The 21,998-nt window shown below is 68.0% G+C and carries 22 protein-coding genes; 19 read left to right on the top strand and 3 right to left on the bottom strand.

Features of this window, described 5'->3' with window-relative positions:
• The first annotated feature begins 87 nt into the window (after positions 1-87).
• Together ACOYR4_RS09005 and ACOYR4_RS09000 are read left to right on the top strand one after the other, a co-directional pair.
• Positions 88-2,619 (top strand): cation-translocating P-type ATPase, encoded by a 2,532-nt coding sequence (locus ACOYR4_RS09005; protein WP_422849298.1) that lies wholly within the window; start codon positions 88-90, stop codon positions 2,617-2,619.
• A gap of 14 nt (positions 2,620-2,633) precedes the next feature.
• Complete coding sequence (locus tag ACOYR4_RS09000; protein WP_422849297.1) at positions 2,634-3,020, top strand: VOC family protein; 387 nt, start codon at positions 2,634-2,636, stop codon at positions 3,018-3,020.
• A 43-nt stretch (positions 3,021-3,063) separates the two neighbouring features.
• Here ACOYR4_RS09000 and ACOYR4_RS08995 read toward each other — a convergent pair whose 3' ends face one another.
• Positions 3,064-3,687 carry a TetR/AcrR family transcriptional regulator gene (locus tag ACOYR4_RS08995; protein WP_209820430.1) on the bottom strand — a complete coding sequence of 208 codons (624 nt, stop codon included), beginning with the start codon at positions 3,685-3,687 and terminating at the stop codon, positions 3,064-3,066.
• A 142-nt stretch (positions 3,688-3,829) separates the two neighbouring features.
• Between ACOYR4_RS08995 and ACOYR4_RS08990 the strand changes: the two genes are divergently transcribed.
• The 5 genes from ACOYR4_RS08990 to ACOYR4_RS08970 all read left to right on the top strand — a co-directional run bounded on the left by ACOYR4_RS08990 (position 3,830) and on the right by ACOYR4_RS08970 (position 9,509).
• Positions 3,830-4,651, top strand: a complete 822-nt coding sequence (locus ACOYR4_RS08990) for a metal-dependent hydrolase (RefSeq protein WP_422849296.1) — start codon at positions 3,830-3,832, stop codon at positions 4,649-4,651.
• Positions 4,652-4,669: 18 nt separating this feature from the next.
• Positions 4,670-6,112 carry a TolC family protein gene (locus ACOYR4_RS08985; protein WP_422849295.1) on the top strand — a complete coding sequence of 481 codons (1,443 nt, stop codon included), beginning with the start codon at positions 4,670-4,672 and terminating at the stop codon, positions 6,110-6,112.
• A 5-nt stretch (positions 6,113-6,117) separates the two neighbouring features.
• The gene (locus tag ACOYR4_RS08980; RefSeq protein WP_015013628.1) at positions 6,118-7,092 is read left to right on the top strand and encodes an HlyD family secretion protein; all 975 of its coding nucleotides are present in this window, start codon (positions 6,118-6,120) and stop codon (positions 7,090-7,092) included.
• A 69-nt stretch (positions 7,093-7,161) separates the two neighbouring features.
• On the top strand, positions 7,162-8,334 hold the full coding sequence (locus ACOYR4_RS08975) for an ABC transporter permease (protein ID WP_291445656.1): 1,173 nt from the start codon (positions 7,162-7,164) through the stop codon (positions 8,332-8,334).
• A complete protein-coding gene (locus ACOYR4_RS08970) occupies positions 8,334-9,509 on the top strand; it encodes an ABC transporter permease (RefSeq protein WP_422849294.1) in 1,176 nt (391 codons plus the stop codon). The genes ACOYR4_RS08975 and ACOYR4_RS08970 overlap by 1 nt, the downstream gene beginning before the upstream one ends.
• A gap of 24 nt (positions 9,510-9,533) precedes the next feature.
• On the opposite strand, the gene ACOYR4_RS08965 is transcribed toward ACOYR4_RS08970, so the two are convergent.
• Complete coding sequence (locus ACOYR4_RS08965; RefSeq protein WP_422849293.1) at positions 9,534-10,070, bottom strand: DUF962 domain-containing protein; 537 nt, start codon at positions 10,068-10,070, stop codon at positions 9,534-9,536.
• Positions 10,071-10,186: 116 nt separating this feature from the next.
• On the opposite strand from ACOYR4_RS08965, the gene ACOYR4_RS08960 reads away from it, so the two are divergent.
• The 6 genes from ACOYR4_RS08960 (at position 10,187) to ACOYR4_RS08935 (ending at position 16,022) form a co-directional block, all read left to right on the top strand.
• Positions 10,187-10,891: a Crp/Fnr family transcriptional regulator gene (locus ACOYR4_RS08960; RefSeq protein ID WP_422849292.1), complete on the top strand. Its 705-nt coding sequence runs from the start codon at positions 10,187-10,189 to the stop codon at positions 10,889-10,891.
• A gap of 103 nt (positions 10,892-10,994) precedes the next feature.
• Positions 10,995-12,428 (top strand): aldehyde dehydrogenase family protein, encoded by a 1,434-nt coding sequence (locus tag ACOYR4_RS08955; RefSeq protein WP_056067777.1) that lies wholly within the window; start codon positions 10,995-10,997, stop codon positions 12,426-12,428.
• A gap of 91 nt (positions 12,429-12,519) precedes the next feature.
• Complete coding sequence (locus ACOYR4_RS08950) at positions 12,520-13,146, top strand: DUF2889 domain-containing protein (protein ID WP_422849291.1); 627 nt, start codon at positions 12,520-12,522, stop codon at positions 13,144-13,146.
• Between the two features lie 56 nt (positions 13,147-13,202).
• Complete coding sequence (locus ACOYR4_RS08945; RefSeq protein WP_422849290.1) at positions 13,203-13,964, top strand: SDR family oxidoreductase; 762 nt, start codon at positions 13,203-13,205, stop codon at positions 13,962-13,964.
• Between the two features lie 379 nt (positions 13,965-14,343).
• Complete coding sequence (locus ACOYR4_RS08940; protein ID WP_422849289.1) at positions 14,344-15,345, top strand: hypothetical protein; 1,002 nt, start codon at positions 14,344-14,346, stop codon at positions 15,343-15,345.
• Positions 15,342-16,022, top strand: coding sequence for a hypothetical protein (locus ACOYR4_RS08935; protein WP_422849288.1), 681 nt, complete (start codon positions 15,342-15,344; stop codon positions 16,020-16,022). Before ACOYR4_RS08940 ends, ACOYR4_RS08935 begins: the two co-directional genes overlap by 4 nt.
• 28 nt (positions 16,023-16,050) lie before the next feature.
• Here the strand turns inward: ACOYR4_RS08935 and ACOYR4_RS08930 are convergent, their stop codons facing one another.
• Complete coding sequence (locus tag ACOYR4_RS08930) at positions 16,051-16,914, bottom strand: type IV pili methyl-accepting chemotaxis transducer N-terminal domain-containing protein (protein WP_148279934.1); 864 nt, start codon at positions 16,912-16,914, stop codon at positions 16,051-16,053.
• A gap of 190 nt (positions 16,915-17,104) precedes the next feature.
• On the opposite strand from ACOYR4_RS08930, the gene ACOYR4_RS08925 reads away from it, so the two are divergent.
• The 6 genes from ACOYR4_RS08925 to ACOYR4_RS08900 all read left to right on the top strand — a co-directional run bounded on the left by ACOYR4_RS08925 (position 17,105) and on the right by ACOYR4_RS08900 (position 21,887).
• Positions 17,105-17,524, top strand: coding sequence for a BLUF domain-containing protein (locus tag ACOYR4_RS08925; RefSeq protein ID WP_015013617.1), 420 nt, complete (start codon positions 17,105-17,107; stop codon positions 17,522-17,524).
• 47 nt (positions 17,525-17,571) lie between these two features.
• Entirely contained in the window at positions 17,572-18,708 is a 1,137-nt protein-coding gene (gene moaA / locus ACOYR4_RS08920; RefSeq protein WP_422849287.1) for a GTP 3',8-cyclase MoaA, read from the top strand.
• Positions 18,709-18,864: 156 nt separating this feature from the next.
• The gene (mobA, locus tag ACOYR4_RS08915; protein ID WP_422849286.1) at positions 18,865-19,503 is read left to right on the top strand and encodes a molybdenum cofactor guanylyltransferase MobA; all 639 of its coding nucleotides are present in this window, start codon (positions 18,865-18,867) and stop codon (positions 19,501-19,503) included.
• A 16-nt stretch (positions 19,504-19,519) separates the two neighbouring features.
• The gene (locus ACOYR4_RS08910) at positions 19,520-20,092 is read left to right on the top strand and encodes a GNAT family N-acetyltransferase (RefSeq protein ID WP_422849285.1); all 573 of its coding nucleotides are present in this window, start codon (positions 19,520-19,522) and stop codon (positions 20,090-20,092) included.
• Positions 20,093-20,111: 19 nt separating this feature from the next.
• Entirely contained in the window at positions 20,112-21,467 is a 1,356-nt protein-coding gene (gene glp / locus ACOYR4_RS08905) for a gephyrin-like molybdotransferase Glp (protein WP_422849284.1), read from the top strand.
• 93 nt (positions 21,468-21,560) lie between these two features.
• Positions 21,561-21,887 carry a thioredoxin family protein gene (locus ACOYR4_RS08900; RefSeq protein WP_422849283.1) on the top strand — a complete coding sequence of 109 codons (327 nt, stop codon included), beginning with the start codon at positions 21,561-21,563 and terminating at the stop codon, positions 21,885-21,887.
• Positions 21,888-21,998 lie beyond the last annotated feature (111 nt).

Raw genomic sequence — 21,998 nt, 5'->3', positions numbered from 1 at the left:
CTGCGCTGCGTCAGGGCTGCAGACATCGCTGCGCGGTATAACCGTTACACCATTGCATCCTGTGTGCAACGCAGCCTCACACACCCCATGCCACCTACCGACTCCCCCACCGGGCTCGACCCGGCCCTGGCCGCCCAGCGCCTGCGCGACGAGGGGCCCAACGAACTGGGCATCACCCAGCGCCGCACGCTGCGCGACATGGCCTGGGACGTGGTCACCGAGCCCATGTTCCTGCTGTTGCTGGGCGCGGGTGCCATCTACCTCGCCATGGGCGATGCGCATGAGGCGCTGATCCTGCTGGGCTTCGTCGTGATCATCATGGCGATCACGGTGCTGCAGGAGCGCCGCACCGACAACGCGCTGAACGCCCTGCGCGACCTCTCCAGCCCCCGCGCGCTGGCGTTGCGCGGCGGTACCTTGGTGCGCATTGCAGGCCGCGACGTGGTGCGCGAAGACCTGCTGATGATTGCCGAGGGCGACCGCATCCCCGCCGACGGCACGCTGCTGCAAGCCCACGAACTGGCCGCTAACGAATCGATGCTGACCGGCGAGTCCGAGCCCGTGGCCAAACAACCAGCGGACAAGGTGTTTGCAGGCACGCTGGTGGTCAGCGGCCAGGGCCTGCTGCAGGTGACCGCCGTGGGCCGCCACACGGAGCTGGGCCGCATTGGCCAATCGCTCGACACCATTGCCCTGCAGGCTTCGCCGCTGCGCGAAGAAATGGCGCGGCTCACACGCAAGCTGGTGGCCATCGGCCTGTCGCTGTGCGCGCTGCTGGTGGCCCTGTTCTGGGCGCTGCGGGGCGACTGGCTGCAGGCCGTGCTGGCGGGCATCACGCTGGCCATGGGGGTGCTGCCGCAAGAGCTGCCCGTGATCATGATCATCTTCCTGGCTCTGGCCGCGCGGCGGCTGGCGGCGCAGCAGGTGCTCACGCGGCGGCTCAACGCCATCGAGACGCTGGGGCAAACCACCGTGCTGTGCGTGGACAAGACCGGCACCCTGACGCAAAACCGCATGGCCGTGGCGGCGCTCTGCATTGCGGGGCAGGAGCTGGATGTGCAGAACCTGCCCGCCGCAGCAGATGGCAGCGCGCTGCCCGATGCCTTCCACGAGCTGCTCGAATACGCCGTGCTGGCCAGCGAGATCGAACCGCACGACCCCATGGAGCAGGCCTTTCACCGCATGGCGGCCGACCACCTGGTGGACACCGAGCACCTGCACCCCGCATGGGCGCTGGCGCGCGAATACGAGCTGTCGCCCCAGCTGTTGGCCATGAGCCACCTGTGGCGCGACGGCACCTCGGCACACGACACGGTGGCCACCAAGGGCGCACCCGAAGCCGTGGCCGACCTTTGCCACCTTCCCGACGCCGAGCGCGCCGCCGTCAGCGCCCAGGCCGCACGCCTGGCCGACCGGGGCCTGCGGGTGCTGGGCGTGGCCAAGGCCCGGCACCGCACGCAAGACACTTGGCCCGACGCCCAGCACGACTTTGACTTTGAATGGCTGGGCCTGGTGGCCCTGGCCGACCCGCTGCGCCCCGAGGTGCCCCAGGCCGTTGCGCAGTGCCGCCAGGCGGGCATTCGCGTGGTGATGATCACCGGCGACCACCCCCGCACCGCGCGCGCCATTGCTGCCCAGGCGGGCATCGCCAACGACCGCGTGATCACCGGCGACGAGCTGGCACAGATGCCGCCCCAGGAGCTGGCCGACCAGGTGCGGCAGGTCAGCGTGTTTGCACGCATCAAGCCGCACCAGAAGCTGGCACTGGTCGAAGCCCTCAAGGCCCAGGGCGAGGTGGTGGCCATGACCGGTGACGGCGTGAACGACGCCCCCGCCCTCAAGGCCGCCCACATCGGCATCGCCATGGGCCAGCGCGGCACCGACGTGGCGCGCGAGGCCGCGGCCCTGGTGCTGCTGCACGACGACTTCGCCGCCATCGTGCTGGCGATTCACCGGGGGCGGCAGACCTTTGCCAACCTGCGCCAGGCCATGGTCTACACGCTGGCGGTGCACGTGCCCATCATTGGGCTGGCGTTGCTACCGGTGCTGTTCGGGCTGCCGCTGGTGCTGGCGCCGCTGCACATCGCGTTTCTGGAGCTGGTCATCGACCCGGCCTGCTCCATCGTGTTCGAGGCCGAAGAAGGCGCTGCCGACCTCATGCAGCAGCCGCCCCGCGCGGCCAACGAGCCACTGCTGTCCGCCCGCCACATCCTGCTGAGCGTGCTGCAGGGCAGCGTGGTGACGGCCGCCGTGGTGGGCCTGTATGCCTGGCTGCTGAGCCAGCCCGCACATGCCGCCACCGCCAGCACGGCCGCGTTTGTGGTGCTGGTGGCCGCCAATGCCGCACTAATCCTGCCCAGCCGCAGCAGCCAGACAAGCTGGCGCAGCCTGTGGGCAGGCCTCACCCCGGTCAGCCTGTGGGTGGCAGGCGGCACGCTGGCCGCGCTGGCGGCCATTACCACCGTGCCGTGGCTGGCCAACGCTTTCCGGTTTGTGCCGCTGTCGCCCCTGCACTGGTTCATGGCCTTGCTGGCCGGGCTGCTGCTCACGGTGGTGTTTGCTGCCAACAAGCGGTGGCTGCAGCCCACGGCACCGGCGCTCCATCCTTCACCGGCCTGACTCTGCCCCACACCATGCCCATCGTCCTGGATTCACTCGACCACGTCGTGCTCACCGTCGCCAGCATCGACAAAACCATTGCGTTTTATGAGCGTGTGCTGGGCATGACCGCGCGGGAGTTCAAGCCCCAGCGGTACGCGCTGCACTTCGGCACGCAAAAGATCAACCTGCACGAAGTGGGTACGGTGGTGGACCCCAATGTGCGCCATGCCACGGCGGGATCGGGCGACCTGTGCTTTCTCACCCGGATGCCGCTCGAAGACGTCATCGCCCACCTGCAGGCCGAAGGCGTCGCCATCGTGCAAGGCCCGGTGGGCGCAACGGGCGCCCGCCACCGGCTGCGCTCGGTCTATATCTACGACCCGGACGACAACCTGATCGAGATTGCCAACGAGGTGTGAGGCGCTGGCTGCGCGGGCAGCGGTAAGCATTACCCCAACAGATTCAAAACTCCGCAGAGATTGCCGCCCGCAACAACGTGGAAGCGGGCTCCACCAGCTCTTGCAGCTGCCCGGCCCGGTCCTGCTCGATGGAGTGCAGCACCATTTCATTGATGCCCCCCACCACGGCCATGGCCATCATGGGTTGCAGCGGGGCTTTGCGTTTGCGCTCGCCCGGGCGGTTGTTCACCACGTCCAGCATCAGGTCGGCCAGTTGCTGGTTGGCGCGGCGGCGCGCGGCAAGGCCCGTGGGGCCCAGGCCCAGGATGTCGATGAACAAGGTGCGCAGCAACACGGGGTTGCGCGCCAGCACGCCAAAGTAGGCCGCCATGGCCTGCTCCACCTGGGCCTCCCAGTCGCTGTGCGGGTCAATGGCTGCGCGCAGCACCGCTATCGCGTTGCCGCTGGCCGCCTCATACAGTGCGGTCAGGCATTCGGCCTTGTCGGCAAAGTTTTCATAAAAGGTGCGGCGCGACACGCTGGCTTCGCGCACGATGTCGGCAATGGTGGTGTCGGCATAACCCTTGGCGGCCACGGCGCGCGCCATGCCTTCCAGCAGGCGGGCGCGGTGTTCGGTGCCTGCAGCGGGCGCAGCGGGCGCAGCAGTTGGGGCGGTGACTTCACTCATGGAGGCAGATCGCAAGGCAGAAAATTCAACAAGGTACTTGACAGTACCATAGTTGATCTGCATCATACAAACCCAATCGGTACTGCAAAGTACCAAACCTGTGCACCACCGTGCGGCCCCCTTTGCGCCAGGAGCCTTCTTCATGACCGAACTCGTTGTCCGTCGCCTGCTGATCGACCTGGAGACGCCGTTTGCGCGCCACTGGTGTGGGGGCGATGCGTTTCGCTCGGCGCTGTTCAATGCGCTGTCGATGAGCTTTCCGGTGGGCGAGCAGTTCTTTATCGACGCCGTGCGTGACGGCCACAAGGCCCTGCCCCCTGACCAACAGGCGCAGTTTGCCGAAGAGGTGCGCGGCTTTATCGGGCAAGAGGCCACCCACCGCCGCATCCACGCGCTGTTCAACGGCCACCTCGACCAGCAGGGCCTCGCCAACGAATGGGCCCCGCGTGCGCAAGAGCGCATGAAGCTGTTTGCAGGCGCCGACCCGCGCCATCCGCTGGCCGTGACCGCTGCCAACGAGCACTTCACAGCCCTGCTGGCCGAATGGCTGCTGGCCCACCCCGAGGCACTGCAGGGCGCCGAGCCGCGCCTGGCCACCATGTGGCAATGGCACTGCGCCGAAGAGTCCGAGCACAAGAACACCGCCTTCAACCTCTACCAGGCGCTGGGCGGCAACCATGAGTGGCGCATCACCTGGTTCCGCCGCATCACGGTGGTCTTCCTCGGCGATGTGCTGCGCCAGACGTTACTGAACCTGCGCCGCGATGGCTCGCTGTGGAAATGGAGCACCTGGACCAGCGCCGCACGCACGCTGTTCGGCAAGGGCGGCCTGGTGCGAGAGACCTGGCGCCCCTGGCGCGAATACCTGCGCCCCGACTTTCACCCCAGCCAGCACGGCACCGACCTGTCGGCACGCTGGCTGGCAGAGCACAGCAACGCCTACACCCCCGTGGGTGCGCGCTGACAACCACGACCTGACACCATGACCCATCCCACCACGCCCCGGCACACAGGCCGGGCAGGCACGGCTTTGCTCTGCCTGCTTGCATCGACCGTCTTGGCCCCCTTGACCCTGCTGCCCCTGCAGGCCCACGCTGGCCCCTTGGCATTTGACGCCGCTCTGCAGCAGCTGCAGCAGCGCTCCGACCAGCTGGCCGCATCGCGCAACGCTGTCGAAAGCGCCCAGCTGCGCCGCGACGCCATGCAGCGCCTGGGCGGCCCGGTGGTCAACCTGAGCGGCGCCGCCTACACCTACAACGCCAACCTGGACGTGGACCTGAACCCGCTGAACCGCGCCCTGCCCGGCGTGCTGTCGCAGCTGCCGCCCCAGCTGGCGGGCTCGCTGGCCCAGTTGCCCCACCTGCCGTCCAGCTACACGCTCAACCGCAGCAAGAGCGACACCACGGCCTCGGTCTCCGCCATCTGGCCCATCTACATGGGCGGCGCCAGCAATGCCGCCCGGGGCCTGCTGGATGCCCAGGCGCAAGAGGCCCAGGCCGACGCTACCAAAACCAGCCACGAGGCCACCACCTTGCTGGTGCAGCGCTACTTTGGCGCCCAGCTAGCGCAGCGCGCTGCCGTGCTGCGCGAATCGGCCCTGGCCACCATCGAACAGCACGACGCTGCCGCGCAGAAGATGCTGGACGCCGGCGTGATCGCGCGCGTCGAACGCCTGCAGGCCCGCTCCGCACTGGAAGAGGCCCGACGCAATGCCCGCAAGGCCCGCGACGATGCCGAGCTGGCCGCCACGGCGCTGACCCGCACCCTGAAGGCGTCCGACCCTGTCACGCCCACCAGCCCCCTGTTTGTGCTGAGCCAGCCGGTCGAACCCCTGCCCCACTTCATCGACACCGCTTTGGCCCACCACCCCGGCTTGGACAAGGTGGCCGCCAAGAGAGAACAAGCCACGCAACTGCACGCCGCCCAGGAGGCACTGCGCAAGCCCCAGGTGTTTGCGTTTGGCCAGCGCCAGCTCAAGACCGGCCGCGACGCCGACTGGGTGGCCGGTGTGGGCGTGCGCTGGACGCTGTGGGACTCCATCGACCGCAATGCGCTGGCCGAGTCGTCCAACCGCCAGATCGAGCAGGCTGAGCGCACTGGCGCGCAGGCGCAGAACGACATTGCCCTGCTGGTAGAGAAACGCTGGCTGGCCCTGGAGCAGGCGCGCCGCGCCTACTTTGCGCTGCAGCCTGGGCTGGAGCTGGCCGACGAAGTGCTGCGCCTGCGCATCTCAGGCCTGAAGGCGGGCACCAGCACCACGCTGGACCTGATCGACGCGCAGGTCAACCAGGCCAAGGCCCAGACCGAACGCGCCCAGGCCGCCCACGACTACGTGAAGGCGCTGGCCGACCTGTTGGAGGCCTGCGGCCTGTCGGAAGACTTTGGCAAATACATGGCGCGCGCTGATGCGCTGAAAGTGGAGTGAAGAGCATGAGCAAGAAAACAGCAGCCGTCGGCGCAGTGGCCTTTGTGGCCGTGGCAGGCTTCGTGGGCTTTGGCCTGTGGAAGGCCTCGCAGCCCGCGCCCGAAGTCTTTCAGGGCCAGATCGAAGCGCAAGAGGCCGACATCGCCCCCAAGGTCACCGCGCGCATCGCGCAGATCCTGGTGAAGGAAGGCGACCAGATCGCTGTGGGCGCGCCCCTGATCCGCATGGACAGCCCTGAGGTCAAGGCCAAGCTGGCACAGGCCACCGCCGCCCAGGAGGCCGCCCAGGCCGTGGCCGCCAAGGCTGAAAGCGGTGCCCGCCCACAAGAGGTGGAGATGGCCCGCCTGAACTGGCAGCGCGCCGTGGCCGCCGCCGACCTGGCCGAGTCCTCCTTCAAGCGCGTCGATGGCCTGGCCCGCGAGGGCCTGGTGGCGGCGCAAAAACGCGACGAGGCCGAGGCCAACTTCAAGGCCTCGCGCGACCAGGCACTGGCCGCCAAGGCCCAGTACGACCTGGCCCGCGCCGGTGCCCGCAGTGAAGACCGATCCGCCGCCAGCGCCCAGGCGCGCCAGGTGGCGGGCGTGGTCGCCGAGGTGCAGGCCGCCCAGGCCGAGACCGAGCTCAAGAGCCCCGTGGCCGGCGAAGTGGCCAAGGTGCTGGCCCGCACGGGCGAACTGTCGCCGCAGGGCGTGGCCGTGGTCACGGTGGTGGACCTGAAGGATCAGTGGGTGGTGCTGAACGTGCGCGAAGACCGCCTGCAGCGCTTTGCCATCGGCAATGAGTTCGACGCCACCCTGCCCGCGCTGGGCGGCAAAACCGTGAAGTTCAAGGTCTATCACACGGCTGCGCTGCCCGACTTTGCCACCTGGCGCGCCACGCGCGCAGGCCAGGGCTTTGACGCCCGCACGTTTGAAGTGCGCGCTCGCCCGGCGGCCCCCATCGAAGGCGCACGCCCCGGTATGACGGTGCTGGTGCAGTGACATGCGCCTGATGCACAGAGATTTCACCTAAAAGTGCCGGTAGCGCCAGTGCAATATGCGCAAACAGCTATGAATTCAATAGCAAACAGCTTCCGCCGAGAGGCCCGCCGTCTGGCGGCCGACCCGTGGGACCTGGCCATGGTCACCTGGGTGCCGCTGCTGGGCGTGGCGCTCTTGTGGTGGATCTTTTCGGCCGGTCTGCCGCGCCACCTGGCGGTGGGCGTGGTGGACGACGACCACTCCAGCCTGTCGCGCCAGCTGGTGCGCATGCTGGACGCCACGCCGGGCGTACAGATCACCCAGCACTTCACCAACGCGGCCGAGGCCGAACGCGCGCTGCGGGCGGTGGACGTGTACGCCGTGGTCTCCATCCCGCGCGACTTTGCGCGCACCGTGAAGGAAGGCCGCGCCGCGCAGGTCACGCTGCTGCACAACGCGCAGATGTCCACCCACTCAGGCCTGCTGCAGCGCGATGTACGCACGGCCGTGGGCACCTTGTCGGCGGGTATCGAAATGGCCGCACGCAACAAGCGCGGCGAAAGCGCCCAGGCCGTGCACGTGAGCATGGAGCCCATCCACACGCAGATGGTGGCGCTGTTCAATGTGTCCAGCAATTACGAGCAGTTTCTTGGCGCGGCGCTGATCCCCGCCCTGCTGCACATCCTGGCCATGACGGCCGGTGCCTGGACGGTGGGCCGCGAACTGCGTGATCGCACGCTGGGCGAATGGCTGGGCGCAGGGGGCTGGGTGCGCACGGCAGGCGCGCTGGCGGGCAAGCTGGCCCTGCCCTGGGTGTCTCTCACGCTGGTGGGCCTGTTGGCACTGGTGGGCATCACCTGGGGCCGGGGCTGGCACCCGCCGGGCAACCTGTGGTGGGTGGCTGCGGCACTTGCGCTGCTGATGGCCGTGTCGATCACCGCTGGCGCTGCGCTGGCGGGTATCACGCGGTCGCTGCGCACTGCGCTGTCGGGTGCGGGCTTTTTTGCAGCACCGGCGTTTGCGTTCAGCGGCGTGGCCTTCCCACTCGCGGGCATGCCCGGCAGCGCCCGCGCCTGGGCCGAGGCCATGCCGTTCACGCACTACATCCGTCTGCAGATCGAGCAGCTGCAAATGGGCGCACCCGTGGCCACCAGCGTCTCGACCGTCGTGGCGCTGATCCTCGCCACCGCCGTGCTGTGGCTGCTGGGCGCCACTGCACTCACGCTGGCACACCAGCGCCCCGACACGTGGGGAGGCCGCTGATGAACACGACAACACAACCCGTGCCCGTGGCAACTCCCTCGCAGCGAGGCCTGCTGGGCGCCTGGCTGCACGCGCTGGCCACCGTGGTGCGCGACAAGGGCGTGCTGCTGCTGTTGGTAGGCGCACCCGTGCTCTACGGCTTTTTCTATCCCTGGTTCTATGCCGACGAGGTGCTGACCCGCGTCCCCGTGGCCGTCGTGGACCTGGACCACACCAGCCTGTCGCGCCAGATCACCCGCTTTGCCGACGCCGACCCACGCATCGAGGTGCATCTGGTCACCGGTAGCGAGCGCGAGGCGCAGGAGGCCCTGTGGCGCGGCGAGATCGAGGGCTACGCGGTGATCCCAGCCGGGCTCAAGCGCAACGTGGTGCGCGGCGAAAACGCCGTGGTCAGCATCGAGGCCAACGGCGCCTACGCGCTGCTGAACAAGGCGGTGCAATACGGCTTTGCAGAAGCCGTGGGCACGGTGTCTGCCGGGGTCGAGATCCGCAAGCTGCAGGCCAGCGGCCAGAGCGCCCCACAGGCCCGCGCCAGCCGCGCGCCGGTGCAGCTGCAGATGGTGGCGCTGTTCAACCCCACCGAAGGCTACGGCAGCTTTGTGGTGCCCGCCGTGGCGCTGCTCATCCTGCAGCAGACCCTGCTGATGGGCGCTGCGATGCTCACCGGCACCTGGGTCGAAAGCGGCCAGCACCGTGCCCGCGCCACCACCTGGCTGGGCCGCCTGCTGGCGCTGTGCACACTGGGCTGGGCCAGTGGCCTCTTCTACTTCGGGTGGATCTTTGTGCTGCACGACTACCCGCGCGGCGGCAACCCGCTGGGGGCACTGGCGCTGCTGGCCTGCTACATCCCGGCCATCGCGGCGCTGGGTGCGCTGCTGGGCCTATGGTTTGGCAACCGCGAACGCGCGCTGCAGGTGCTGCTGTTCACCACGCTGCCCATCGCGTTCGTCGCAGGCTTCTCGTGGCCCGTGGAGGCCCTGCCCGAGCCGCTGCAGTGGCTGCGCTGGCTGCTGCCCAGCACCTCGGGTGTGCAAGCATCTCTGCGGCTCAACCAGCTGGGCGCGCCGCTGTCGGCTGCGTTGCCGTACCTGTATGCGCTGGTGGCATTGGGGGCGGTGAGCGCAGGGGCTGTGCTGGCCCTTGCGAGGCCGTCAAGTCCCGATGCGCGGCAGTGAACGAGCAGAGCGCGAAAGCAGCGCTTACTGAGGATGGGCAGCAGCCTGTTGCCCCGTACGCAGACGCACCGGGCCGCTGCGCTCTTCCACCGCCGCCTGCACCTCTTTGCGCAGGCCCAGTGCAAACGCCCACTCGGCCACCACAAACAGCGGGCCGACGATCAGGCCCACCAGGTCGTCCACAAACGCGGGCTTGCGGCCTTCGTAGTAGTGGCCCACAAACTGGATCACCCAGCCCACGGCAAACAGGCCGATACCCGTGACCAGCCACACGGCCAGGGTCTGTGCGGCCACCCATTGCCCGCCCACCAGCATGGCGGCCAGCAGCGCAGCCATGGCCAGGCCAAAACGCATGTCCAGGCGGAAGTAGAAGACGCTGGCCGCCAGCGCTGCCAGCAGCGCCGGGCTCACTGGCACCGCCCCCACCATCCAGGTCGGGCGCGACAGCAGGATGACGACGGCGAACATGATCATGGGCACGCCCACAAAATGGGTGTGGATGTTGCGCGGGTCGCGGTGGTAGTCGGCGTATTGGGAGAGGTGGTCGATCAGGGTTTTCATGGGTGTCTCCAGCATGTGTTTTGCGCAGCATCAATACTCGCTCTGGGGCTGTGCCAGCGTCTGTCGTGCAGACGACAAAAACCCCGCCGCCCTCCTGCCCCGTTCACTCGCATCCCATGTCCACCCCTTCTGCCTATTTACCCGTCCTCCAGACAGGCCGCTGGTTTGCCCACCTGCCGCCCGACTTTGCCCAACCGCTGATTGCCATGGCGCAGTTGCGCCATCTGGCGACGGGCGAGGTGCTGTTCCGGCGTGGTGATGCGCCCTGTGGCCTGTATGCGGTGGTGCGCGGCGCGGTCAGCATCTCGGGCACCCGGGGGCGGGCCGACGAGGCGCGTGCGGCGCTGCTGATCCGCCTGGAGCCGCCGCACTGGTTTGGCGAAATCTCGGTGTTTGACAACTCGGCCCGCACGCACGATGCGCAGGCCACCGACCCCACGACCCTGGTGCACATCCCGCACGAGCGGCTGCAGCACTGGCTGCAGGCCCACCCGCAGCACTGGCATGCGCTGGCTTTGTTGATGACCGACAAGCTGCGCTCGGCCTTTGTGGCGATGGAAGAGCTGGCGCTGCTGCCCGCCCCGCAGCGCCTGGCGCGGCGCCTGGTGATGATGGCCGAGGGCTACGGGCAGTGGACGGCCGAAGGGCAGTCGCGCCGGGTGATCGAGATCTCGCAAGAGCAGCTGTCGCTGATGCTGGCGATCTCGCGCCAGACCACCAACCAGATCCTCAAGGACCTGGAGTCGCGCCAACTGGTGCGCGTGCAGCGCGGCGAGGTGGAGATTCTGGACCTGGCCGGCCTGCGGGGCGTTTGCGCTTGATTACTATCAAATCAGTAGCAACCAAGGCATGATGTACTGGCGCATCGGCCGGTTTTCGCACAAATACTAAGCACACATTCCATTTCCGGGCAAAATGGCGGCCATGCAACTCAACTACATCGCCAACGCCTCGGTGCCTTCGTCCTCGGGCCGCACGATCCCTGTGATCGACCCGTCCGACGGCCAGCCCTTCGACGAGATCCAGCGCAGCAACGCCGACGACATCGACGCGGCGGTGCATGCAGCCCGCCAGTGCTACCACGCGGTGTGGCAAAAGTTGGCCCCGGTGGAGCGCGGCCGCCTGCTCCAAAAGCTCTCAGCCAAGATCCTGGAGCATGCAGACGAGCTAACGGCGCTGGAGCAGCGCGACTGCGGCAAGCCCACCAAGCAGGCACGCGCCGACGCGATTGCGCTGGCACGCTACTTCGAGTTTTACGCGGGTGCGTGCGACAAGTTCCACGGCGAGACCATTCCCTACCCCGACGGCTACAGCGTGCTGACCTGGCGCGAGCCCCACGGCGTCACGGGCCATGTGATCCCCTGGAACTACCCCATGCAGATCTTTGGCCGCAGCGTGGGCGGCGCCCTGGCGGCGGGCAATGTGTGCGTGGTCAAGCCGGCCGAAGACGCCTGCCTCTCGCTGATCCGCGTGGCGCAGCTGGCGGCCGAGGTGGGGTTCCCCGCCGGGGCGCTCAACATCGTCACCGGCTACGGCCACGAGGTGGGCGACGCACTGGCGCGCCACCCCGGCATCGACCACATCAGCTTCACCGGCAGCCCCAAGATCGGCACGCTGATCCAGCAGGTAGCGGCAGAGCGCCACTGCCCCGTGACGCTGGAGCTGGGCGGCAAGAGCCCGCAGATCATCTTTGCGGATGCCGACCTGGACGCCGCCATCCCCGTGGTCATCAACGCCATCGTGCAGAACGCCGGGCAGACCTGCTCGGCCGGCTCGCGCGTGTTGATCGACTCGCTGATCTACGAACCCCTGCTGGAGCGCCTGGGCAAGGCGTTTGAAAAGCTGCGCGTCGGCCCCGCCGCCATGGACCTGGACGTGGGCCCGCTGATCCGCCAGACGCAGCAGCAGCGCGTGTGGGACTTCCTCTCCGACGCGCAAGTGGCTGGCATCCCCATGGTGGCCCAGGGCGTGGTGGTGGACGAAGCCCCCGAGACCGGCTACTACCAGGCTCCCACCTTGCTGCGCGATGTGCCCGTGGGCCATCGCCTGGCGCAGGAAGAAGTCTTCGGCCCCGTGCTGTCGGCCATGGCCTTCCAGGACGAAGACCACGCCGTGGAACTGGCCAACGCCACGCAGTTCGGCTTGGTCGCGGGCATCTGGACGCGCGACGGCGCGCGCCAGTTCCGCATGGCCAAGCGCGTGCACAGCGGCCAGGTGTTCATCAACAACTACGGCGCGGCCGGCGGTGTGGAGCTGCCGTTTGGCGGCGTCAAATCCAGCGGCTACGGGCGCGAAAAGGGCTTTGAGGCGCTGTACGGCTTCACCACCTTGAAGACGGTGGCCATCAAGTACGGTTGAAGAGGCATTGCAGGGTGTCTCGCCTGCGCACGACAGCGCAGGGAGGCCCCAGTAACCTTGGCCGCTTCTGCACGACGATTTTTCTTTTTCCATGCCCCTGAGTCCCCCCGCCCCCCGCACCCTGAAACATGTCCGCCGGGTGAACTACCAGGGCTTTGAACGCGACGATGGCCTGTGGGACATCGAAGGCGAGCTGCACGACAGCAAGGCCTATGACGCCACCTCCTTTCGCGATCCCACCAAGCAACGCCTGGCAGGCGAGGCCATCCACCACATGTGGCTGCGCGTGACCGTGAACCGCCAGCTGGTGGTGCAGGCGGTGGACGTGGCGATGGACTCGCACCCGCTCAAGGGCTGCACCGAGGCCCAGGCCGCGCTGCAGCGCATGGTGGGCTGCAGCATGGCGCGCGGCTGGCGCCAGGCCATCCAGAAGCATCTGGGCGGCGTGGAAAGCTGCACGCACCTGCGCGAGCTGCTGTTCAACCTGGCCACGGCAGCGTTCCAGTCGGTTCCTGCGGTGTTTTCGTCTGCCAACCCGGACGAGCCGCCGCGCCACCTGGGCCAGTGCACGGGATGGGACTTCAACGGCCAAGGCGTGAAAGAGTTTTTCCCCCAGTTCTATGGCCGGCAGCCCAAGGCACCCGCCCCGGCTCCCTCTACGGCCGATACGGGTTCGGCCACTGAAATTTCAGCCCCATCGGGCGCTAGCGCTAGTTGAATATGCGCTGGTAGCTATCAATTTTGATATATCACCCCAACCCATCGGAGACACCCATGCGTGTGCAGAACAAATCCATCATCGTCACCGGCGCCGGCAACGGCATTGGCGAGGGCATTGCCAAGCGCCTGGCCGCCGAGGGCGGCCAGGTCATCGTCAACGACATCAACGAAGCCGGCGGCCAGCGCGTGGTGGCCGAGATCACGGCCGCGGGCGGCACGGCCGCCTTCTTCAAGGCCGACGTGACGAAGTCCGCCGAAGTGAAGGCCATGGTCGACGAAGCCGTGCGCCTGTACGGCCGCCTGGACGTGGTGGTGAACAACGCGGGCTGGACGCACCGCAACCGCCCCATGCTCGAAGTGAGCGAGGAAGAGTTCGACAAGGTCTATGCCATCAACATGAAGAGCATCTACCTCTCGGCCATCCACGCCGTGCCCGCACTGCGCCAGGCGGGCGGCGGCAGCATCATCAACATCGCCTCCACCGCCGGGCTGCGCCCCCGCCCGGGCCTGACCTGGTACAACGGCTCCAAGGGCGCCGTGATCATCACCAGTAAGTCCATGGCCGCCGAGCTGGGCCCCGACAACATCCGCGTGAACTGCATCAACCCCGTGTTCAACCCCGACACGGGCCTGGCAGCCGAGTTTGCAGGCGGCCCGGTGGACGATGCGCGCCGCGCCAAGTTCCTGGCCACCATTCCGCTGGGCCGCTTCTCCACCGCACTGGACGTGGCCAACGCCGCGCTGTACCTGGCGAGCGAAGAGGCGTCGTTCATCAGCGGCGTGTGCATTGAGGTGGATGGCGGGCGCTGCGTTTAAGTCAGCAAGCAAACAAACAGGCGTCGCGGCATGCTCTGTGAAGCAGCCACCACGCCCCTTTTTGAGCGGCCCAATCCGCACCAGGGCAGTGCGGATTGATTTGACGGTGCAGGCCCTGCTGCCTATAGTGCCGCCGATGTTTGCGAGCCAGCCCCACACCACAGCTGCCAGCGCCACCGCGCCGCTGCGCCGTGGCGTGCGCTCGCAGGCCACGCTCCAGGCCGGTGACCACGCTCTCTGCACCCTCGCTGCAGATTCCTGAGCCCGGCGACAACCCCTCCCCTCCGCATTCTTTTCGCGCACCTCCTGTCGCCGGGCCCCACGCCCAGCGCCAGCTTGCGCCTTGGCCACGGCCGGGGCGCGGACGTCAGGAGTGTCCATGCCCCCGTTTCCTTCGGGCGAGATTTCGCTCGCCCCATGCGCGCCCGCGCACCCCCTTTCTGCCCAAGCGCTAACGCGTGCAGTTCCTGTTGACCAGGCCGTGGCCCAAGCGGCGGCCGCCGCCGATATCACCCGCCAGTTCATCCGTGCCAAGCAGCCTTGTGCCGACGGCTACCGCTGGTATCTGCGCCGCCAGGAGGGCGCTAGCAACTACCAGGCGCTGCTGGACGACCTGGTGCGCGAGGGCCGCGTGGAGGACGCGTGCTGGATGCTGGACCAGTTCGGCCCCACCAACGATGTGCTGGAGGTGGACCACCTGGAGGCCGACGCGCTGGTGTTTGCCGGCAGCGTGCGCTGCCGGGGCCATGCCGACGTAGAAGGTGTGCTGCGCACGGGCCGCAGCCTGAGCGTGCTGGGCGGCCTGCGGGTGGGTGGTGCACTGCGCGTGGGCGAAGACCTGCGCGTGGCAGGCGCGGTGCGCTGCGAGGGCAGCGCGCGGCTGCAGGGCGATGTGCGCGCGGGCTGGTCGCTGACCGTGGCTCAGCGGCTGCAATGCACGGGCAGCCTGCGCGTGGGCGGAGATCTGGACTGCGGCGCCGCCGTCCAGATCGGCGGCCACTGCCGGGTGGCCCAGGATCTGCGCGTGGCGGACGACCTGGGCTGCGAAGGCGGCCTCAAGGTGGGCGGCCACCTGCATGCCGGCGCGGCCCTGCAGGCGGCCCGGGGCCTGTGGGTGATGGGCGATGTGGACTGCAAGGGCCACCTGCAGGTGGGCTGGGGGGTGCGGGCCGGTGGGCATATCCACGCCGGTGGCACCATCCGCGCGGGAGAGAGCCTGTGGGCGGGCGACACGATTGCCGCGGGCGAAGCCTATGGCGTGTATGCGGGCCTGGATGTGCCCTTGCCCGACTGGCCCCACAGCGCCCAGGTCAGCGCCCGCGAACACCCCGCGCGCCTGCTGAGCGGCTGCTGGGCAGGCGGCCCGGGGAGCACGCCATGACGGCCAACACCTTCTGCCTGCACCTGCCAGGCCATGCCACAGCCACCAAAGCGCAGTCCAGCCCAGGCCTGCGGGGCCGCTGGGCCCAGTGGCTGACCGAGCTGCGCATCGACGTGGACCTGTCGGGCCGCGACATCCAGCGCGAGTTCGATGCGCTGTACGACCGCATCCGCACCAACCATCGCACACGCGATGCGATGCAACCGCTGACCCTGCACCTGCGCGGGCTGGTGTTTCGCCTGCGCGAGGCCGATGGCGAATATTTTGTGTACGCGATCGATCCACTGCGCAACCGCATCGTGGCTTACACCGTGTTCAACCGGCTGGTGGAGGTGGACCGCCGCACCGACCGCCACCTGCGCGCGCCCCACACCAAGGTAGCGCACGGCTACCGTCGCATGGGCATTGCCACGGCCATCTACCGCTGGTGGCTGGACTCGGGCCGTTGCCTCATGACCGGGGCGCGACAGTCCGCCGGCGCGCACGGACTGTGGATGGCCCTGGCGCGCGACTATGAGCTGGCCGCCGTGCGCATCGATGCAAACAAGCGTGTGCAGCGCCTGCAACTGCCCCCACCGCCAGGATTTTTTGACGCGCTGGACACGCGGCTGGTACTGGTGGGGCGCGATTGCCGCTTGGCGGACTTCACGCAGCCCGCTGCCTGCAACGGCCAGTGACCCGATGGGCCGAGCCGCGCGGAGCCGATCAGCCCAGCACCTCGCGCAGGGCGGCCTCGTACAGGCCGGTGAGCTTGTCCATCACACCCAACAGGCGCTCGCTGGTCGTTGCCACCGCGTTGAGCCCGGCGTCGTCGGCCGGGCGGCGCAGGGCCGCGTCGAAGAACAGCCATTGCGAGTCGGCCAGCTCCAGCTCGCTGCGGATGGCGGGCGTGGACACTGGCGCTGACTTGAGCGTCTGCAGCGCCTGCCGGAAGTCGGCCGCATCGGCCGCCAGTTGCGCGTGCACCACCTTCGACTCCACCTTGGCAGCACTCAAGAAGTAGTTTTTGGCCAGGCGCTGCGACAGCATGCGCTGGCGGCCCGCCAGGTTGACCAGGCGGGCGCTGGGCGCCTGCGCCATCTTCTCGATGGACTCGGTCACAGCCTGGGCCACCAGCAGCGTGCGGTCAGCCTGCTCGGAGGCCGCAACCACCAGGGCGGTCTGGGTGGCCGGCGCTGCAGTCAGCTGGTTGAGCAGCGCAAACTGCTTTTGCACATCTTCCAGCTGGCGCCCCACGTCGGCGGGCCAGCGCCCGGTCTGCATGCCCCGGGCCAGCTCGCTGCTGCCCGACTGCGCCATCTTGCGGGCCAGCCCCATCACATCCACCGCCGCGCCGGGCAGCACCTGCAGGTACTGCTGGCAATAGGCCTTGGCCATGCGTTGCGACAGCGCACGGAACCAACCCGCATAGTTGATGGCGCCGGACAACCCCATCTGTGCCTGGGCCCCAACGGCCCCACTCGCCCAGGTGGGCAGCAGGATGCCTGCCGCCACCCACTGAACCGCCACACGGCGCTGGCAGGGCATGGCGTCTGCGGAGAAGCTGTTCAATACCTCGCGAACTGGCATGGGAACCCTTTGAAATCGGATGCCTGCATTGTTGCGACGCAGCATTTCCATGCCCTGCGCCAGATCAAAGCGCACCGCCATCCGCCGCAATCGTTTGCGCTGCCGCAACAAATCCGCCTTCAAGGTCATTCGCAGCAGGGCCTACACCTCCCCGCCAAACCTGACACACTGCACCGCTCAGGAGACGAACATGTTGATACAACTGACCTACGCCAGCCGCACCTCCCGCGTGCTCGGCCCTGCGGACATCAAAGACATCTTGAGCGCCTCGCAGCGCAACAATGCCCGCGCGGGCATCACCGGCGCGCTGTGCCTGAACAACGGCATCTTCCTGCAGCAGCTCGAAGGCGACCGGGCTGCCGTCAACGCGCTGTACCACCGCCTGCTCAAGGACACGCGCCACAAGGACACGGCTGTGCTGGACTTTGGCGAGATCCCGCACCGCCGCTTCACCAGCTGGTCCATGGGGCTTCTGGGCTCGGTGGATGCCAACCGGCAGCTGTTCCTCAAATACTCCAGCACCCCGGATTTCGACCCGTTCAGCATGAGCACCTTGATGCTGCGCAGCTTCTTCGACGAGATCCTGCAGAACGTGCGCTGGCTGGAGTGAGAAAATGCGGGCCATGTGCCCTCCCGCCCTGCTGAACGAGCCCACCCATGTCTGAACGCGTGATTCCGCTGGTCGACGAGCGCCTAGCCTCGCTGGCGGCCAAAGTGCCAGCGCAGCTGGTCAACCCCACAGGGCTGCTCACCGATGCCAGGGGCCGCCCGCTGCGCGATCTGCGCATCAGCGTGACGGACCGCTGCAACTTCCGCTGCAACTACTGCATGCCCAAGGAAGTGTTCGACAAGGACTACCCCTACCTGCCGCACGGGGCGCTCCTGAGCTTTGAGGAAATCACGCGGCTGGCGCGGCTCTTTCTGGCGCATGGCGTGCGCAAGATCCGCCTGACGGGCGGCGAACCCCTGCTGCGCAAGAACCTCGAAGACCTGGTGGCGCAACTGGCCCAGCTGCGCACCGTTGATGGCCTGGCGCCCGACCTCACCCTCACCACCAACGGATCGCTGCTCGCGCGCAAGGCCCAGGCCCTGAAGGACGCGGGCCTGAACCGCGTGACGGTGAGCCTGGACGGCCTGGACGACACGATCTTTCGCCGCATGAACGATGTGGACTTTCCGGTGGCCGATGTGCTGGCCGGCATCGAGGCCGCGCATGCAGCAGGCCTGTCGCATATCAAAGTCAACATGGTGGTCAAGCGCGGCACCAACGACCACGAGATCTTGCCCATGGCGCGGCACTTTCGCGGCACAGGCACCACCCTGCGCTTCATCGAATACATGGACGTGGGCGCCACCAACGGCTGGCGCATGGACGAGGTGCTGCCGTCGGCCGAACTCATCGAACGCCTGCGTGCTGAACTGCCGCTGGTGCCGCTGGACCCGAGCAGCCCCGGCGAAACCGCCGAACGCTGGGGCTATGCCGATGCGCAGGGCAAGCACGATCCCGCACTGGGCGAGGTGGGCGTGATCAGCAGCGTGACCCAGGCCTTCTGCCACGACTGCAACCGCGCGCGCCTGTCCACCGAGGGCAAGCTCTACCTGTGCCTGTTTGCCAGCCAGGGCTACGACCTGCGCAGCCTGCTGCGCGGCGGCGCAAGCGACGCCGACATTGCCTCGGCCATCGCCCCCATCTGGCAGCAACGCAACGACCGCTATTCGGAGCTGCGCAGCAGCCTGCCCGCCGATACCGGCCAGGGGGCGCGGCGCATTGAGATGAGCTACATCGGCGGATGACCTCGGACAACCCCCTGAGCGACTGCGTCGCTTCCCCCTTCTCTCGCACCGCTGCGCGATGCGGGAAGGGGGACGCAGCCCTCGCTGCGGGGCGGCCCTTGCTTGGCTGCCCTGGTCTGGACGGCGCTCGCTGCACAAGCCTTAACCCTTCAAAACATGATTGACATCCAAGACATCACCGGCCTGGTCCTCGCAGGGGGCCGAGGCTCTCGCATGGGCGGGGTGGACAAAGGCCTGCAGAACTTTCGCGGGCTGCCACTGGCCCTGCACACGCTGATGCGGCTGCAGATGCAGACGGGCAACGTGATGGTCAACGCCAACCGCAATCTGGCCGCGTATGAAGCGTTTGGCACGCCAGTGTGGCCCGACGTGCTGAGCGACTACGCAGGGCCCCTGGCAGGCTTTCTGACCGGGCTGGAGCGCTGCGAAACGCCCTGGCTGCTGACGGTGCCCTGCGACACGCCGCTGTTTCCGCTGGACCTCGCCCAGCGCCTGGCGGCTGCGGCAGACGCCGAGGGTGCCGACATTGCCATGGCCGCAGCGCCCGAAAACGACGGCAAGGGCCACATCACCGTGCGCCCGCAGCCTGTGTTCTGTCTGCTGCGCGTGGACCTGCTCGAAAGCCTGGTCGCCTTCACCCAGGCCGGTGGCCGCAAGATCGACGCGTGGACGGGCCAGCACCGCTGCGCCATCGTGCCCTTCGACCAGCCGGGCGACGACCCCCAGGCCTTCTTCAACGCCAACACGCTGGCCGAGCTGCACGCGCTGGAAAGCAGCAGTGCGCCCCAGGCCTGAGCTGCCCGCCCACCCCATGAACCATCGCCCTCCCGTGGAAGCAGTGGACCGCGTGGAACCAGCGGATGCTGGCGCGGTACACATCCGCCCCCTGGTCGCCGCCGATGCGGTGGCCTACAAGGCCCTGCGCGACGAGGCACTGCGCACGGCGCCGGATGCCTTCACCTCGGACTACGAATCCTCTGTGGGCCGCGATGCCAGCGAGTACGTGGCGCGGTTTGGCGCGCTGGAGTCCGGCCAGTTCTTTCTGGGCGCCTTTGACACGGCGGGCCAGTTGCTCGGCTGCCTAGGTTGCGAGCGCGAACAACGCACCAAGCAGCGCCACTGCGCCGTGGTGGTGGGCATGATGGTGTCGCCCGCTGCACAGCGCCGGGGCATTGGCCGGATGCTGGTGGAGGCCTGCGTGCGAGCCACCAGCCAGGTGCCGGGGCTGACCCAGCTGGTGCTTACTGTCACCGCGTCCAACCCGCACGTGGTGCGCCTGTACGAGCAGGCCGGGTTCCGCGCCTGGGGCCTGCTGCCCAACGCCATCGTGGTGGATGGCGTGGGTTACGACAAGCTGCACATGGTGCGGCTGCTCTCCCACTGAATTCAAGCCAATCCCACCCATGAAAACCATTGCCCAGATAGCCGCCGAGCTGCAAGGCTACGACCCGCAGGCCCTGAGCGCTGCCGATGTGAACCAGTTTCTGGACCGGCTGGTCGAGCCCGTCACCGCCACCGAAGTGCTGCCGCTGTTCAGCGCGCTAGGCCGCGTGCTGGCGCAGAACGTGATCTCGCCCGTCAGCGTGCCGCCCCACGACAACTCGGCCATGGACGGCTACGCCTTTGCGGGTGCGCAACTGGTGGCCGGGCAGCCGCTCACGCTGCGCGTGGTGGGCACTGCCCTGGCAGGCAAGGCCTGGGCGGGCACCGTGGCAGCGGGCGAATGCGTGAAGATCATGACCGGCGCCATCATGCCCGCCGGGCTGGACACCGTGGTGCCGCAAGAGTTCACCACCGCCGCTGCTGACGGGCACATCACCATCGCCGCCGATGTGCTGCGCGCCGGCGACAACCGCCGCTTCAAGGGCGAGGACATCATGGAGGGCCGCGTGGCCCTGGCCCGTGGCGAGCTACTGACGCCTGCCGCCCTGGGTCTGGTGGCCAGCCTGGGCCTGCCCACCGTCACGGTGGTCCGCCGCCTGCGCGTGGCGTACTTCTCCACCGGCGACGAGATCCTGAGCCTGGGCGAGGCTCCGCGCGAAGGCGCGGTGTACGACAGCAACCGCTACACCGTGTTCGGCCTGCTCACGCGCATGGGGGTGGAGGTGATCGACCTGGGTGTGGTGCGTGACGAGCCCGCGCTGCTTGAAGCCGCCTTCCGCCAGGCAGCCCAGCAGGCCGACGCCATTATCACCAGCGGCGGCGTGAGCGTGGGCGAGGCCGACCACACCCGCACCATGATGAAAAAGCTGGGCGACGTGGCCTTCTGGCGCATCGCCATGCGCCCGGGCCGCCCCATGGCCGTGGGGCGCATCAACAATGCAGAAAATCAAGCCATTTCCGCCTCAAGCGATAGTGGATCAAGCGCTGACAGCTATCAAAATGATATCAACACACCCACCGGTGGCGCCGTGCTGTTCGGGCTGCCCGGCAACCCCGTGGCGGTGATGGTGACCTTTCTGGCCTTTGTGCGCCCCGCCCTGCTGCGCATGATGGGGTGCACCCGCGCGGCGCCCCCGATGCTGCGCGCCATCAGCACCGAGCCCATGCGCAAGAAGCCCGGCCGCACCGAATACCAGCGCGGCCTGGTCACCACCGCCGCCGACGGCACGCTGCAGGTACGCACCACCGGCAACCAGGGCTCGGGCGTGCTCAGCTCCATGGTGCAGGCCAACGGGCTCATCGTGCTGCACCACGGGCAAGGCAATGTGGCGGTGGGCGATACGGTGGACGTGATGGTGTTTGAGGGCGTGATCTGACACGGACATGCGCCGCCAGCCGGTGCATGGCATCGGCCGCCAAGGTAACCTGAAACCAGCTTCTCGCCCTGTTCACAAACCGCAAATCACGCCATGCCCTACGCCGCACAACACCTTACACAACCCCCATCCCGAGACGATGTGGACCGCCTGCCCGGCGCCACGGTGGTCGAGTTCGGCACTCCCTGGTGCGGCCACTGCCAGCGCGCCCAGCCGCTGATCGAGGCCGCGCTGAAGGACCGCGCGGACATTGCCCACGTAAAGGTGGAAGATGGACCCGGCCAGCACCTGGGCCGCACGTTCGGCGTGAAGCTTTGGCCCACGCTGGTGTTCCTGAAAGACGGTCTGGAAGTGGCCCGCCTGGTGCGCCCCCAGGGCGGGCAAGAGCTGCAGGACGCGGTGCAGTCGGTGCTGGCCTGAGTCGCCCGCGCCGCCAACTCGACCCACACATCGTTGACGCATGTACGGAAAAGCAGAAAGGGCCCGACGGGACCCTTTCCTGCCTTGTATGGTCTGTGTGGTTTTAACTGC

The sequence above is a fragment of the Acidovorax sp. M14 genome (assembly GCF_049331375.1).
Taxonomy (GTDB): Bacteria; Pseudomonadota; Gammaproteobacteria; order Burkholderiales; family Burkholderiaceae_C; genus Acidovorax.
The sequence above is the reverse complement of the archived record's forward strand: the minus strand, read 5'-3'. Positions and strand labels throughout refer to the sequence as shown.